This is a genomic window from Pantoea sp. ICBG 985 (genome assembly GCF_002928365.1).
In the GTDB taxonomy this organism is placed as follows: domain Bacteria; phylum Pseudomonadota; class Gammaproteobacteria; order Enterobacterales; family Enterobacteriaceae; genus Pantoea; species Pantoea dispersa.
In genome coordinates, this window is record NZ_POWM01000005.1 from 14719 (window position 1) to 29944 (window position 15226).

General features: G+C 58.4%; 10 protein-coding genes and 1 riboswitch. Of the genes, 7 read left to right on the plus strand and 3 right to left on the minus strand.

What is annotated here, in order from left to right; all coding sequences use genetic code 11:
* Nucleotides 1–23 precede the first annotated feature (23 nt).
* Nucleotides 24–272 (minus strand): exopolysaccharide production protein YjbE, encoded by a 249-nt coding sequence (gene yjbE, locus C1Y42_RS15395; protein ID WP_021508031.1) that lies wholly within the window; start codon nucleotides 270–272, stop codon nucleotides 24–26.
* Nucleotides 273–913: 641 nt separating this feature from the next.
* Complete coding sequence (gene pgi, locus C1Y42_RS15400) at nucleotides 914–2560, minus strand: glucose-6-phosphate isomerase (protein ID WP_021508030.1); 1647 nt, start codon at nucleotides 2558–2560, stop codon at nucleotides 914–916.
* A gap of 381 nt (nucleotides 2561–2941) precedes the next feature.
* A riboswitch (Lysine riboswitch) is annotated at nucleotides 2942–3136 on the plus strand.
* Nucleotides 3137–3246: 110 nt separating this feature from the next.
* Between pgi and lysC the strand changes: the two genes are divergently transcribed.
* Together lysC and panS are read left to right on the plus strand one after the other, a co-directional pair.
* Entirely contained in the window at nucleotides 3247–4602 is a 1356-nt protein-coding gene (gene lysC / locus C1Y42_RS15410; protein WP_021508028.1) for a lysine-sensitive aspartokinase 3, read from the plus strand.
* 262 nt (nucleotides 4603–4864) lie between these two features.
* Entirely contained in the window at nucleotides 4865–5788 is a 924-nt protein-coding gene (gene panS / locus C1Y42_RS15415; RefSeq protein WP_058769993.1) for a ketopantoate/pantoate/pantothenate transporter PanS, read from the plus strand.
* Between the two features lie 190 nt (nucleotides 5789–5978).
* Here the strand turns inward: panS and C1Y42_RS15420 are convergent, their stop codons facing one another.
* The gene (locus C1Y42_RS15420) at nucleotides 5979–6572 is read right to left on the minus strand and encodes a YhgN family NAAT transporter (RefSeq protein WP_031279795.1); all 594 of its coding nucleotides are present in this window, start codon (nucleotides 6570–6572) and stop codon (nucleotides 5979–5981) included.
* A 218-nt stretch (nucleotides 6573–6790) separates the two neighbouring features.
* On the opposite strand from C1Y42_RS15420, the gene asd reads away from it, so the two are divergent.
* From asd to glgA, 5 genes are all read left to right on the plus strand, one after another.
* Entirely contained in the window at nucleotides 6791–7900 is a 1110-nt protein-coding gene (asd, locus tag C1Y42_RS15425; RefSeq protein WP_104093896.1) for an aspartate-semialdehyde dehydrogenase, read from the plus strand.
* A gap of 358 nt (nucleotides 7901–8258) precedes the next feature.
* On the plus strand, nucleotides 8259–10445 hold the full coding sequence (gene glgB / locus C1Y42_RS15430) for a 1,4-alpha-glucan branching enzyme (protein ID WP_058757592.1): 2187 nt from the start codon (nucleotides 8259–8261) through the stop codon (nucleotides 10443–10445).
* The gene (glgX, locus tag C1Y42_RS15435; RefSeq protein WP_104093897.1) at nucleotides 10445–12424 is read left to right on the plus strand and encodes a glycogen debranching protein GlgX; all 1980 of its coding nucleotides are present in this window, start codon (nucleotides 10445–10447) and stop codon (nucleotides 12422–12424) included. Before glgB ends, glgX begins: the two co-directional genes overlap by 1 nt.
* Nucleotides 12425–12434: 10 nt before the next feature.
* Entirely contained in the window at nucleotides 12435–13727 is a 1293-nt protein-coding gene (gene glgC / locus C1Y42_RS15440; protein ID WP_104093898.1) for a glucose-1-phosphate adenylyltransferase, read from the plus strand.
* Between the two features lie 62 nt (nucleotides 13728–13789).
* Nucleotides 13790–15223 carry a glycogen synthase GlgA gene (gene glgA, locus C1Y42_RS15445; protein ID WP_058757589.1) on the plus strand — a complete coding sequence of 478 codons (1434 nt, stop codon included), beginning with the start codon at nucleotides 13790–13792 and terminating at the stop codon, nucleotides 15221–15223.
* Nucleotides 15224–15226 lie beyond the last annotated feature (3 nt).

Here is a 15226-nt window from a genome sequence, read left to right on the forward strand (position 1 = left end):
TGGTTATGTTTAAAGGTGCTACATCAACGAGTGGTGCTCGTTGTGGTAGTGGTTGTTGTACCGGTATTTGCACCGTCGCCACCGCCAGCAGCGGCAACGCCGAGACCCACTAACGCACCGAGTGCGCCGATACCCACAGCGGTGGTCGCACCGGTCGAGATTGCTCCCGCCTGCGCGCCTGCTGCAGCACCGGCTTCTTCCGGTGCGGCAATCGCAGCGGAAGAAACGGCAACGTAAAGTAAGGCTGCACCGGCAACCATCAGTTTTTTCATAACAACGTTTCCTGCATCTTGATAAAACGTGAATGAAGGATATTACCCGTCATACCGTACGCTGCCGTCCGATGGCCGCTGGGCCGCATGCAGCTGGCTAACCGTGGTCAGCGCGCAATAATGTTTCCCGGGCCGCCGGGCGACAGCGGGGAAGTATTCAGGGCAGCCTTGAAGGCGCGTTCAGTATAGGGCAACAAATTACCAGAGTTCAGCGCCAGAAAAAGAGGGGGATTAAGCAGGACATTTCTGGTGATAAATAAGGCGAATTGGCGTTAGCTGCTTTTTTTAATTGCGCTTTTTTCGCTGGCTGGAATATTTACGCAGGACGTTATAGCACAGCAGCATTTTTCACTTTTGCATTAAAAAATGGCACGGAATAGGAATAATCAGATTTTCCTGAAAGGGTTAAAATAGAAAGGCAAATTTAATCAGTTGCTTAGGTGGATGAGGTGGACAAATCAGATCCATTTTTTATCAGATAAGCCCGCCACGCATGATGGCATCTTCCGATTTTCCTTAGGGCATTTTAAGAATTATCTAACCGCAGCGTGGCAGCAAAATCCGCTTATTTTCCGCGGGGCGGTATATCGGAGCAAAAAAAAGGCGGCATGTGCTGCCGCCTGATGAGCCTGGGGGTGAAATTAACGCCAGGATTTGTAGCGATTAATTAAGCCATTGGTGGAGCTATCGTGGCTGTTAATCTGCGCATCGTTTTCCAGCTCCGGCAGAATGCGGTTAGCCAGCTGTTTGCCCAGCTCAACGCCCCACTGATCGAAGGTGAAGATGTTGAGAATCGCGCCCTGAGTGAAGATCTTGTGCTCGTACAGCGCAATCAGCGCGCCGAGGCTGAACGGAGTAATTTCACGCAGCAGAATCGAGTTGGTCGGGCGGTTACCTTCAAACACCTTGAACGGCACGATATGCGCGACGGACTCCGCTGATTTACCGGCATCGGTAAACTCTTTCTCTACCACCTCGCGGGCTTTACCAAACGCCAGCGCTTCGGTCTGAGCAAAGAAGTTGGAAAGCAGCTTCTGGTGGTGATCGGCCAGCGCGTTGTGGGTCTGCGCCGGCGCAATGAAGTCGCATGGAATCAGCTTGGTGCCCTGATGGATCAGCTGATAAAACGCGTGCTGCCCGTTGGTGCCGGGTTCACCCCAGATAATTGGGCCAGTCTGGTAATCCACCGGGTTGCCGTCGCGGTCGACGTACTTACCGTTGGATTCCATGTTGCCCTGTTGGAAGTAAGCGGCAAAACGGTGCATGTACTGGTCGTACGGCAGAATCGCTTCGGTTTCGGCACCGAAGAAGTTGTTGTACCAGATACCGATCAGCGCCAGCAGCACCGGCAGGTTTTGCTCCGCTGGCGTGTTCGCAAAGTGCTGGTCCATGGCATGCGCGCCGCTCAGCAGCTGTTCGAAGTTTTCGAAGCCGATGGACAGGATGATCGACAGACCAATCGCGGACCACAGTGAGTAGCGGCCGCCGACCCAGTCCCAGAACTCGAACATGTTGGCGGTATCAATACCAAATTCGCCGACCGCTTTCGCGTTAGTTGAGAGCGCGGCAAAGTGCTTCGCCACGTGCTGCTGATCGCCGGCGGTGTTCAGGAACCAGTCGCGCGCGCTGTGGGCGTTGGTCATGGTTTCCTGCGTGGTAAAGGTTTTCGACGCCACGAGGAACAGCGTAGTTTCCGGGCTAAGCGGTTTCAGCGTTTCGGCAATGTGCGTGCCATCAACGTTGGAAACAAAGTGCATGTTGAGGTGGTTTTTATACGGACGCAGCGCTTCGGTCACCATGAACGGGCCGAGGTCTGAACCGCCGATACCGATGTTCACCACGTCAGTAATCGGCTTGCCGGTGTAGCCTTTCCACTCGCCGCTGATGATGCGCTCTGAGAAGGCTTTCATCTTCGCCAGCACCGCGTTCACTTCCGGCATTACATCTTTGCCATCCACGAGAATCGGCGTATTGCTGCGGTTGCGCAGGGCCACGTGCAGCACGGCGCGATCTTCGGTGCGGTTAATCTTCTCACCGGAGAACATGGATTTGATGGCGCCCGCCAGATCGGTCTCTTTCGCCAGCGCCTGGAGTTTGTCGAGGGTTTCCTGGGTGATGCGGTTTTTTGAGAAATCCACCAGCATCTGATCATCAAAGGTGGCAGAGAATTTCGCAAAACGATCGGCATCCTGCGCAAACAGGTCGGCAATCTCTACCGATTTCATCTGATCAAAATGCTGCTGCAGCGCTTTCCAGGCTGCGGTTTGTGTCGGATTGATATTTTTCATGGCAACACTCTTGTTGATATAAGAACCGTCATTCCATCCGGGCGCATCCTGTCTGGCCCGGCATGCTGAGCATTTGTTACGGCTTGCACGCGTTTCAGTATGACCACAGTTGCAACTGAAAGGAAAAAATTTGTGACGCCAGCCGCAGCGTTTCAGGTAAATCCGGCGGCGATTGTCGGCCGGTTCGCCGCGCATTACTCTGCGCGGCATCAGCAAAACACCGGTTTTTTCGCACCGCTGACTACTTTAGGCGGCTGGCGGCTGCCGGGTTTGTTTAGCAATGCGCTGCATAAGTGTAAAAATGAATTTTCCCGGCGCCGCAAGGCTGGACAGCGGAACAATTAATCAGTATTTTGTGCGCGCGACTTGCACCTCCGGGTGCAAGCCAGAAGAGGCGCGTCGCCCAGGCAGTGTGTTTGAGGATCCGTATCCGGCGAGAACACATCAGGGGGTGCGACGCCGAGGTGGTGCAACATGCGGAGTGTTGTGCTGTCGGCTGCAGGGGCTGAATCCTCTGGGTTGTCACCAGAAGCGTCCGCAGTCGGACGTTTCGCAAGGTGAAGTGCTTTTGGTGACTCATCTCCTGATCTTGTCTGTCCAATTCTGCTCTTCTCTTGTGCCAAGGCTGTTACCCGATCTTCTCTTCCGCGAATGGGAGGAGATAACCTGACACGAGGTTTTGTTACATGTCTCAATCGTTGATCGTGGCAAAATTTGGCGGCACCAGCGTTGCCGATTTCGATGCCATGAACCGCAGCGCGGACGTCGTGCTGTCTGATGCCAATACCCGTCTGGTGGTGCTCTCTGCCTCGGCGGGCGTGACTAACCTGCTGGTTTCGCTGGCTGAAGGCCAGGAACTCGAGCAGCGCGCTTATCTGCTGGATCAAATCCGCACCATTCAATACGCCATCATCGATCGCCTGCAGTCGCCGGACGTCATCCGTCAGGAGATTGATCGCATGCTGGAGAACATCATCATGCTGGCGGAAGCGGCGGCCTTAGCCCGTTCGACCGCGCTAACCGATGAGCTGGTGAGCCACGGCGAACTGATGTCGAGCCTGCTGTTCGTCGAGATCCTGCGCGAGCGCCAGGTGAATGCCGAGTGGTTTGACGTCCGCAAAGTGATGCGCACCAGCGACCGTTTCGGCCGCGCCGAGCCGGATGTGGCCGAGCTGAAAACGCTGGCAGCGGCTCAGCTGCAGCCGCGCACCGCAGAAGCGCTGGTGATCACGCAGGGCTTCATCGGCAGCGAAGGCAAAGGCCGCACCACCACGCTCGGCCGTGGCGGCAGCGATTACACCGCTGCGCTGCTCGGCGAAGCGCTGCAGGCGACGCGTGTGGATATCTGGACCGACGTGGCGGGCATCTACACCACTGACCCGCGTGTGGTGCCGCAGGCGAAACGCATCGAAGAGATCACCTTTGAAGAAGCGGCGGAGATGGCGATCTTCGGCGCGAAAGTGCTGCATCCGGCGACGCTGCTGCCGGCGGTGCGCAGTGATATTCCGGTGTTTGTCGGCTCCAGTAAAGATCCGGCGGCGGGCGGCACGCGCGTCTGCAACGAGACTAAAAATCCGCCGCTGTTCCGCGCACTGGCGCTGCGGCGCAAACAGACGCTGCTGACGCTGCACAGCCTGAACATGCTGCACGCGCACGGTTTCCTGGCGGAAGTGTTTGCTATCCTGGCGCGCCACAGTATTTCGGTTGATCTGGTTACCACCTCGGAAGTGAGCGTGGCGCTGACGCTGGATACCACCGGTTCAACCAGCACCGCCGACAGTCTGCTGACCCAGGCGCTGCTGACCGAGCTCTCATCCCTGTGCCGGGTGGAAGTGGAAGAGAATCTGGCGCTGGTGGCGATCATCGGCAACAACCTGTCGAAAGCCTGCGGCGTCGGCAAAGAGGTATTCGGCGCGCTGGAGCCGTTTAACCTGCGCATGATTTGCTACGGCGCAAGCAGCTACAACCTGTGCTTCCTGGTGCCAACGCCGGACGCGGAAGAGGTGGTGCGCGCGCTGCATAAGAATCTGTTCGAATCTTAATTGACGCATAAGTCACCTGAAGCCGGACAATGTCCGGCTTTTTTTATTTCTGCCGTTCAGCCTGACGCTATTTCGGACAAATGCCAGCGGAATGCCTATGCCTGCCCGGCGATCTTTAGCAGCCGATAGGCATTTTCTGTCGTCGGCCACGCTTATGATAATGAAATGTTATGATCCGGCGCAGGTCGCTGCGGTCGTTCCCCGCGCGCCGTTTCATCTGTGGCAAAAAACCAATTAAGTAAAACGCTAAGGACATTTCTTCATGCTCGCCAAACTCACCCGCCTGTTTCCGCTCTGGGCCGTACTGCTGTCCGTTGCAGCCTATTATTCGCCGTCCACCTTCCTCGGCATCGGGCCGTGGGTAACCTACCTGCTGATGCTGATCATGTTCGGCATGGGCGTGACGCTCAACATTGACGATTTCAAACGCGTGCTGGTGCGTCCGGCACCGGTGGTTGCCGGCACGTTCCTGCACTATCTGGTGATGCCGCTGGCGGCCTGGGCGCTGGCGAAACTGTTCCAGATGCCGCCGGATCTGGCCGCCGGGATGATCCTGGTCGGCAGCGTGGCCAGCGGGACAGCCTCGAACGTGATGATTTATCTGGCGAAGGGCGATGTGGCGCTGTCGGTGACCATCTCCTCGGTTTCGGCGCTGGTGGGTGTGTTCGCGACGCCGCTGCTGACGCGCTTCTACGTAGATACCCACATTCAGGTTGATGTGGTGGGCATGCTGCTCAGCATCGTCAAAATCGTGGTGATCCCGATTGGGCTTGGCCTGATTATTCACCACTCCATGAACAGCGTGGTGCGCCGCGTTGAGCCGTATCTGCCGGCGTTTTCGATGGTGTGTATTCTGCTGATCATTAGCGCGGTGGTCGCCGGTAGCCAGGGCTTTATCGGCTCGGTAGGGCTGATGGTGATCGCGGCGGTAATCCTGCACAACGCCATTGGGCTGCTCGGCGGCTACTGGGGTGGCAAGCTGTTTGGCTTTGACGAATCCACCTGCCGCACGCTGGCGCTGGAAGTCGGTATGCAGAACTCCGGACTGGCGGCCACGCTAGGCAAACTGTACTTCTCACCGCTGGCCGCACTGCCCGGCGCACTGTTCTCGGTGTGGCACAACCTGTCCGGTTCGCTGCTGGCGGGTTACTGGTCGGGTAAAACGATTGAGAAGAAGCAGAAATAACGGGGCATGCGTACCGGTGGTCATCAATGGCGATCGGTTACGCACCATCGTCCTGTTGATGCCGGTGCGCATAAATGCGCACCCTACAAATACGCGCAATGATCTTGCAGAGGCGCAATAAATGCGCCCTCAGCAAAACGCGCAATAATCTTGTAGGGTCGCCATTCATGGCGACCGCAAACGCGAAACATTACAGTTTCAGGTAAACCCGAATCCCGTCCAGGAACATCTGCGTCGCCAGCATAATCAGGATCAGGCCCATTAATCGCTCCAGCGCGTTGACGCCTTTATCCCCCAGCAGGCGCAGGAACAGGCCGGACATCAGCAGAATCACTACCGTGACGCCCCAGGCAATCAGCAGGGCGCCGACCAGGTGCGTCATCTGATTGGGATACTGGTGTGACAGCAGCATCAGGGTGGCGAGCAGTGAGGGCCCGGCGACCAGCGGGATCGCCAGCGGCACCAGGAACGGCTCTTCACCGGCGGGCAGGCCGCTGGTGCTGGTCTCGCCGGACGGAAAAATCATGCGAATGGCGATCAGAAACAGAATGATGCCGCCGGAAATCGATACCGTTTCGGTGCGCAGATTAAGAAACGCCAGGATGCGTTCACCGGCGAACAGGAACAGCAGCATCAGAATCAAGGCGATCAGCATCTCGCGCATCAGCACTACGCGGCGGCGCTTCGGCTCCAGGTGCTTCAGCACCGACATGAAAATCGGCAGGTTGCCCAGCGGGTCCATAATCAACAGCAACAATATGGTCGCGGATATCATTTCAGTCATCAGAGGTAAACCATCCCTTCAGGTCGGCCACAGCCGTTATAAGTTGTACTGCTGAAAAAGTTAGCGCAATCGAATTAATTCACTTGCCAGAAGTGCTGCATTTTGTAGAGTTGTGGGTCATAGGTAAACCTGATTATTACGCAGACTGGCGCGTTGCTGGCGCTGGTCTTTTTTCGCACCACCCAGGCCCCGGCCCGAGTTCCTGAGACGGACAGAAAATGAAGAATGTAGGTTTTGTTGGTTGGCGTGGCATGGTCGGCTCTGTGCTGATGTCACGTATGAGCGAAGAACGCGATTTCGATGTGATCAATCCGGTCTTCTTCTCCACTTCGCAACTGGGTCAGGCTGCGCCGACGTTTGGCGGTAAGTCGACCGGTGCGCTGCAGGATGCGTTTGATATTGAGGCGCTGAAGGCGCTGGATATCATCATCACCTGCCAGGGCGGCGATTATACCAGTGAAGTCTACCCGAAGCTGCGCGAGAGCGGCTGGCAGGGCTACTGGATTGATGCGGCCTCCACGCTGCGCATGAAAGATGACGCCATCATTATTCTTGATCCGGTCAACCATCAGGTGATTCGTCAGGGCCTCGACAGCGGCATCAAAACCTTTGTCGGCGGTAACTGCACCGTCAGCCTGATGCTGATGTCGCTGGGCGGACTGTTCGCTAACGACCTGATCGAGTGGGCGTCGGTGGCGACGTATCAGGCGGCCTCCGGCGGCGGCGCGCGCCATATGCGCGAACTGCTGACCCAGATGGGCATGCTGCACGACCACGTTGCGACTTCGCTGCAAAATCCGGCCTCCGCTATTCTCGACATCGAGCGCAGCGTGACTGACTTTACCCGTTCCGGCACGCTGCCGACCGACAACTTCGGCGTACCGCTGGCCGGCAGCCTGATCCCGTGGATCGACAAGCAGCTGGACAACGGCCAGAGCCGCGAAGAGTGGAAAGGCCAGGCGGAGACCAACAAAATTCTCTCGACCCGTCACACCATTCCGGTCGATGGCCTGTGCGTGCGCGTCGGCGCGCTGCGCTGCCACAGCCAGGCGTTCACGTTGAAGCTGAAGAAAGATGTGCCGCTGAACGAAATCGAACAGTTGCTGGCCGCGCACAACGAGTGGGTGAAAGTGGTGCCGAACGATCGCGACATCACCATGCGTGAACTGACGCCCGCCGCGGTGACCGGCACGCTGACCACGCCGGTGGGCCGTCTGCGTAAGCTGAACATGGGGCCGGAGTATCTGTCGGCCTTTACCGTCGGCGATCAGTTACTGTGGGGCGCTGCCGAACCGCTGCGTCGCATGCTGCGTTTGCTGATTGACTAAGCGCAGCGCGAATCCAGACAGGCCGGGGTTTCCCGGCCTTTTTTCTTTCCACGGGAGTGCAAAACTTAACCCAAATTGCGCCCGACAAGTGATCAGCTTCCCCTTTTTGCTCGCCCGATAACAATTTTTTGCGTTCCACCCTGGCTTCTGCCAACCCCAAGCTATGATTTAACAGTGATGTGCCGGTTGTTAACTGTTTTTACTTTGCGAATGGAATAGTTGTTGTACACGGCCAGGATCTTTCCCACGGAGGGTGTCCTTCCTTGCTGCTGTATGTATGGCTCATGAAAAGCAGCGCACCTATAGCGACAATCCTGTCTCTCCGGTCGCCTGCGCAAAAAATCATAGGAAGAAAGTCATGTCAGAGCTTCCCGATCGCCATGCGATCAATGCCCTTTTCGCCGGGAATTATGCCGACCCCTTCTCAGTACTGGGGATGCACCAGACCACACAAGGTCTTGAAGTGCGTGCGCTGTTACCGGATGCATCCGAAGTCTGGGTGATTGAAACCAACACCGGCCGCAAATGCGCCCAGCTTAAATGTCTTGATTCGCGCGGCTTCTTCAGCGGCGTGATCCCGCGCCGTAAAAACCTGTTTCGCTACCAGCTGGCAGTCAACTGGCACGGCCAGCAAAACCTGATCGACGATGCCTACCGCTTTGGCCCGCTGCTGGCGGAGATGGATGCCTGGCTGCTGGCCGAAGGCACGCACCTGCGGCCGTATGAAACGCTCGGCGCGCACGGCACCACCATTGATGGCGTTGCCGGCACGCGCTTCGCCGTCTGGGCCCCGAACGCGCAGCGCGTTTCGGTGGTGGGCGAGTTTAACTTCTGGGATGGCCGCCGCCATCCGATGCGTTTCCGCCGCGAACTCGGCATCTGGGAGCTGTTTGTCCCCGGCGCGGTTAACGGCCAGCTGTACAAATTCGAGATCATTGATGCGCACGGTCAGATGCGCATCAAAGCCGATCCGTTCGCCTTCGAGGCGCAAATGCGTCCGCAGACCGCCTCGATGATCTGCGGCCTGCCGCCGAAGCTGGAGATGCAGCCACAGCGCAAAATCGCCAACGGCTTTGACCAGCCGATCTCCATTTACGAGGTGCATCTCGGTTCGTGGCGTCGCCACACCGACAACAATTTCTGGCTGAGTTACAAAGAGCTGGCCGAACAGCTGGTGCCCTATGTCAAAGAGATGGGCTTTACCCATATCGAGCTGTTACCGATCAACGAGCATCCGTTCGACGGCAGCTGGGGCTATCAGCCACTCGGCATGTACGCGCCGACGCGCCGCTTCGGCACGCGCGATGAGTTTCGTCACTTTATCGCCGCTGCCCACGAGGCGGGTCTCAACGTACTGCTCGACTGGGTGCCAGGCCACTTCCCCAGCGACGATTTTGGCCTCGCCAAATTCGACGGTACCGAGCTGTACGAGCACAGCGATCCGCGCGAAGGCTACCATCAGGACTGGAATACGCTGATCTACAACTTTGGCCGACGCGAGGTCAGCAACTATCTCTCCGGCAATGCGTTGTACTGGATGGAGCGCTTCGGCATTGATGGCCTGCGCGTCGATGCGGTGGCGTCGATGATCTATCGCGACTACAGCCGCAAAGAGGGTGAGTGGGTACCTAACCAGTTTGGCGGCCGTGAAAACCTCGAAGCCATTGCCTTCCTGCGCCATACCAACCGCACGCTGGGCCGCGCCGCACCCGGCAGCATCAGCGTGGCGGAAGAGTCTACCGATTATCCGGGCGTGACGCGGCCATCCGAAGATGGCGGGCTGGGCTTCTGGTTCAAATGGAACCTCGGCTGGATGCACGACACCCTCGACTACATGAAGCTCGATCCGGTGCATCGCCGCTACCATCATCAGCTGATGACCTTCGGCATGCTGTACAACTACACGGAAAACTTCGTGCTGCCGCTGTCGCACGACGAAGTGGTACACGGCAAAAAGTCGATCCTTGACCGCATGCCGGGTGATACCTGGCAGAAGTTTGCCAACCTGCGCGCCTATTACGGCTGGATGTGGGGCTTTCCCGGCAAAAAACTGCAGTTTATGGGCAACGAATTCGCTCAGGGACGCGAGTGGAACCACGACACCAGCCTCGACTGGCATCTGCTGGAGGGGCTGGATAACTGGCACCACGGCGTGCAGCGTCTGGTACGTGACCTGAACCACAGCTATCGCCACTTTTCGCCGCTCTATCAGCTCGATTTCGATGCCAGCGGCTTCGAGTGGCTGGTGGTCGACGATCACGAAAACTCGGTCTTTGTATTTGTGCGCCGCGACCGCGAGGGCAACGAACTGATTGTCGCCAGTAATTTTACGCCGGTGCCGCGCCACAACTATCGCTTCGGCGTGAATCAGCGCGGCGGCTGGCGCGAAGTGCTGAACACCGATCAGCATGATTATCACGGCAGCGATCTGCGCAATCACGGTATCGTCCATACCGATGACATCGCCAGCCACGGGCGCGCGCAGTCGCTAAGCCTGACGCTGCCGCCGCTCGCCACACTGTGGCTGGTGCGGGAGGGCGATTGATGCTCCAGCCGGGCCAGCCGGTACCGCCGGGCGCCCATTATGACGGGCGCGGCGTCAACTTTACGCTGTTCTCGCGCCACGCGGAGCGGGTGGAGCTGTGCCTGTTTGATGAACAGGGGAGTGAACAACGCTTCCCTCTGCCGGCGCGCAGCGGTGACATCTGGCACGGCTATGTTCCGGCGCTAAAGCCGGGCCAGCGCTATGGCTACCGCGTGCATGGGCCGTGGCAGCCAGAGCGCGGTCATCGTTTCAATCCGGCCAAACTGCTGGTCGATCCCTGTGCCAAAGCGGTGTCTGGCGCGGTGCCAGACGACGCGCGCCTGCTGGGTGGTGAGTGGCAGCAGGATGATGCCAACAGCGCTGGCGTTGCGCCCAAATCGCTGGTGATCGCCGACGATTTTGACTGGCAGGACGATTGTGCGCCGCGCACGCCGTGGGGCAAGACGGTGATTTACGAGGCGCACGTTCGCGGCCTGACGCAGCAGCATCCGGAAATTCCGGAAAGGCTACGCGGGACATATGCGGCGCTGGGGCATCCTGCTATGGTGAGCTATCTGCGCCGGCTGGGTATCACCGCGCTGGAGCTGCTGCCGATAGCCGCGTTTGCCAGCGAGCCGCGCCTGCAACGGCTCGGCCTGAGCAACTACTGGGGCTATAACCCGTTTGCGCTGTGGGCGCTGCATCCGCATTACGCGGCGGGTGAAGCGGGCCAGACGCCGCTGCAGGAGTTTCAGCAGGCGGTAAAAGCGCTGCACGCGGCGGGCATTGAAGTGATTCTGGACGTGGTGTTCAACCACAGCGCCGAACTGGAAGAGATTGGCCCGATACTGTCGCTGCGCGGCGTCGACAACGCCAGCTATTACTGGCTGGGCGATAACGGTGAATATCACAACTGGACCGGCTGCGGTAATACGCTGAACCTCAGCGATCCGCAGGTGCTTGACTGGGCGCTGGGCGCGCTGCGTTACTGGGTGCAAACCTGCCACGTTGACGGCTTTCGTTTCGATTTGGCCAGCGTGCTCGGGCGCACGCCGGATTATCGCCAGGATGCGCCGCTGTTTGTGGCCATGCAGGCCTGCCCGGTGCTGTCGCAGGTGAAGCTGATCGCTGAACCCTGGGATATCGGCCCCGGCGGCTATCAGGTGGGCAACTTTCCGCCCGGCTTCGCCGAATGGAACGACCATTTTCGCGATACGGCGCGCCGCTACTGGCTGCACGGTGAGTTGAGTAACGGTGATTTTGCCCGCCGCTTTGCCGGCTCCAGCGATGTATTTCAGCGCGCGGCGCGTCTGCCGCACGCCAGCATTAATCTGATCACCGCGCACGACGGCTTCACGCTGCGTGACGTGGTGAGTTATAACCAGAAGCATAATCAGGCCAACGGCGAGGATAATCGCGACGGCAGCAGCAGTAATTTCAGCCATAACCATGGTTTTGAAGGGCTGCAGGGCAACTTCGATGTGGTCGAGCGGCGGCGGCGCAGCGTGCATGCATTGCTGACCACGCTGCTGCTGGCGCAGGGCACGCCGATGCTGCTGGCCGGTGACGAACGCGGTCACAGCCAGCACGGCAACAATAATGCGTACTGTCAGGATAATCCGCTCACCTGGCTGAACTGGCAACAGGATGATTTTGGACTGGTCGACTTCACTGCCGCGTTAATCCGGCTGCGTCAGCATATTCCCGCGCTGACGCAGGACAGCTGGTGGCAGGAGGGCGATGGCAACGTGCAGTGGTTGAATGCCAGCGGCAAACCACTGGAAAGGGATGAGTGGGAACAGGGGATGCACAGACTGCAGATCCTGCTCTCCGGCCGCTGGTTACTAACGATAAACGCCACGGATTCGGTGAGTGACCTTGCCTTACCAGACGGAGAATGGCGAGCCATTCCTCCTTTCGCCGGGGAAGATAACCCCATCCTGACAACTGTCTGGCACGGGCCCGCACACGGCGTGTGTGTGTTCCTAAAGCAATCATAAGGAGTCAGACATGGTGAAATTAGATAGAAACGACCCCCTGATGCTGGCGCGCCAGCTCCCTACACAGACGGTTGCCCTGATCCTTGCTGGCGGGCGCGGTACGCGCCTGAAAGATCTTACCGCCAAACGCGCCAAGCCTGCCGTGCACTTCGGCGGCAAGTTCCGCATCATCGACTTTGCGCTCTCCAACTGTATCAACTCCGGGATTCGGCGCATCGGCGTCATCACCCAATATCAGTCACATACGCTGACGCAGCACATTCAGCGCGGCTGGTCCTTGTTCAACGAAGAGATGAATGAGTTTGTCGATCTGCTGCCGGCGCAGCAGCGCGCCTCGACCGAATACTGGTATCGCGGTACCGCCGATGCGGTCACGCAGAATCTCGACATCATTCGCCGCTATAACGCGCAGTACATCGTGATTCTCGCCGGGGATCACATCTACAAAATGGATTACTCGCGCATGCTGCTCGACCACGCCGATCGTGGCGCTAAGTGCACCATCGCCTGTCTGCCCGTACCGCTGCATGAGGCCACCGCGTTTGGTGTGATGGCAGTCGATGCGGACAACAATGTAATCGATTTCGTTGAGAAACCGGCGCAGCCGCCGTCCATGCCGGGCGACGACAGCAAAGCGCTGGCCAGCATGGGCATTTACGTGTTCAACGCCGATTACCTCTATGAGCTGCTGGAGGAGGATTTGCAGATCGCCGACTCGAGCCACGATTTCGGTAAAGATCTGCTGCCGAAGATCGTCGCCAGCGGCGAAGCCTACGCGCACTCCTTCACGCTGTCGTGCGTACAGAACGACGAAAACGCGGAACCTTACTGGCGCGACGTCGGTACGCTGGAAGCTTACTGGCGCGCCAACCTCGATCTGGCCTCGGTGACGCCCGAACTCGATATGTATGACCACGAATGGCCGATTCGTACCCACATGGAGCCGCTGCCGCCGGCCAAATTTGTCCAGGATCGATCCGGCAGTCACGGCATGACCATGAACTCGCTGGTCTCCGGCGGCTGCATTATCTCCGGCTCGGTGGTGGTGAATTCGGTGCTGTTCCCGCGCGTGCGCGTTAACTCGTTTTGCAATATTGATTCGGCGGTGCTGCTGCCCGATGTGGTTATCGGGCGATCGTGCCGTTTGCGTCGCTGCGTCATAGACCGTGCCTGCGTCATTCCGGAAGGCATGGTGATTGGCGAAAATCCGGATGAGGATAGTCGCCGTTTTTACCGTTCAGAAGAGGGCATCGTACTGGTGACGCGCGCCATGCTGGCCAAATTGGCCGCTGCGGGTCAGTAAGTGACGAAAGGCAAAGAACATTGCCGCGTGGAACGCGGGCGATAACACAATAGGGGTTCAGGATGCAGGTTTTACATGTCTGTTCAGAGCTTTTCCCGCTGCTAAAAACCGGCGGACTGGCTGATGTCGTCGGCGCATTGCCTCAGGCACAAATTGCCGAAGGTATGGACACGCGGGTGCTGATTCCGGCGTTTCCGGATCTGCGTAAAGGGATTCCTGATACCGAAGTGGTGGCGGAGCTGCAAACCTTTGCCGGGCCGGTCCGCTTGCTGTTTGGGCCCTTCAACGGCGTGGGGATATATTTGATTGATGCGCCGGGACTGTACGATCGTCCCGGCAGCCCGTACCACGATACGTCGCAGTTTGCCTATGTCGATAACTACCTGCGCTTTGCGCTGCTCGGCTGGATGGCGGCCGAGCTGGCCAGCGGGCTGGATACTTACTGGCAGCCGGACATCGTGCACGCGCACGACTGGCACGCCGGTCTGGCTCCGGCCTATATCGCCGCACGCGGACGTCCGGCGAAAACGGTGTTTACCGTGCATAACCTGGCGTATCAGGGGCTGTTTTCCGCGCGGCATCTGGACGAAATCCAGATCCCGCGCGCCTATTTTGAAATGCACGGGCTGGAATTCTACGGCCAGATTTCTTACCTAAAGGCCGGCCTGTTTTATGCCGATCATATAACTGCCGTCAGCCCGACCTATGCGCTGGAGATCACCCGGCCGGAGTTCGGCTACGGCATGGAAGCGCTGCTGGAGCAGCGGCTGCGCGAAGGACGGCTGAGCGGGATTCTCAACGGCGTCGATCCCGGCATCTGGGATCCGGCACACGACCTGCTGCTCACTGCCCGCTACGACCGCGACACGCTGGAGAGCAAAGCGGAGAATAAACGTCAGCTGCAGATTGCCATGGGGCTGAAGGTCGATGACAAAGTGCCGGTGTTCTGCGTTATCAGCCGTTTAACCAAACAGAAAGGGCTGGATCTGGTGCTGGAAGCGCTGCCGGGACTGCTGGCTCAGGGCGGGCAACTGGTGCTGCTGGGCCAGGGCGATGCGGAACTGCAGCAGGGCTTCCTCGCCGCAGCCGCTGAGCATCCGGGCAGCGTCGGCGTGCAAATTGGTTATCACGAAGCCTTCTCGCACCGCATTGTCGGTGGCGCGGACGTCATTATGGTGCCCAGCCGTTTCGAACCGTGCGGTCTGACGCAGTTGTACGGCCTGAAATATGGCACGCTGCCGCTGGTCAGGCGCACCGGTGGACTGGCGGATACCGTACAGGACAGCTCGCTGGAAAACCTCGCCGACGGCGTAGCCAGCGGCTTCAGCTTCGAAGACAGCAATGCCTGGTCACTGCTGCGCGCGATTCGTCGTGCTTTTGTTTTATGGTCCCGTCCTTCACTCTGGCGTTATGTTCAGCGCCAGGCGATGGGGATGGATTTTAGTTGGCAGGTGGCAGCACAAGCCTACCGCGATCTTTATCAACGCTTGCTGTAATGA

What these genes read in the sequence shown, in the direction of transcription:
- yjbE (WP_021508031.1), bottom strand. Translation starts at nt 272, where the DNA reads ATGAAAAAACTGATGGTTGCCGGTGCAGCCTTACTTTACGTTGCCGTT.
- pgi (WP_021508030.1), bottom strand. Translation starts at nt 2,560, where the DNA reads ATGAAAAATATCAATCCGACACAAACCGCAGCCTGGAAAGCGCTGCAG.
- lysC (WP_021508028.1), top strand. Translation starts at nt 3,247, where the DNA reads ATGTCTCAATCGTTGATCGTGGCAAAATTTGGCGGCACCAGCGTTGCC.
- panS (WP_058769993.1), top strand. Translation starts at nt 4,865, where the DNA reads ATGCTCGCCAAACTCACCCGCCTGTTTCCGCTCTGGGCCGTACTGCTG.
- C1Y42_RS15420 (WP_031279795.1), bottom strand. Translation starts at nt 6,572, where the DNA reads ATGACTGAAATGATATCCGCGACCATATTGTTGCTGTTGATTATGGAC.
- asd (WP_104093896.1), top strand. Translation starts at nt 6,791, where the DNA reads ATGAAGAATGTAGGTTTTGTTGGTTGGCGTGGCATGGTCGGCTCTGTG.
- glgB (WP_058757592.1), top strand. Translation starts at nt 8,259, where the DNA reads ATGTCAGAGCTTCCCGATCGCCATGCGATCAATGCCCTTTTCGCCGGG.
- glgX (WP_104093897.1), top strand. Translation starts at nt 10,445, where the DNA reads ATGCTCCAGCCGGGCCAGCCGGTACCGCCGGGCGCCCATTATGACGGG.
- glgC (WP_104093898.1), top strand. Translation starts at nt 12,435, where the DNA reads ATGGTGAAATTAGATAGAAACGACCCCCTGATGCTGGCGCGCCAGCTC.
- glgA (WP_058757589.1), top strand. Translation starts at nt 13,790, where the DNA reads ATGCAGGTTTTACATGTCTGTTCAGAGCTTTTCCCGCTGCTAAAAACC.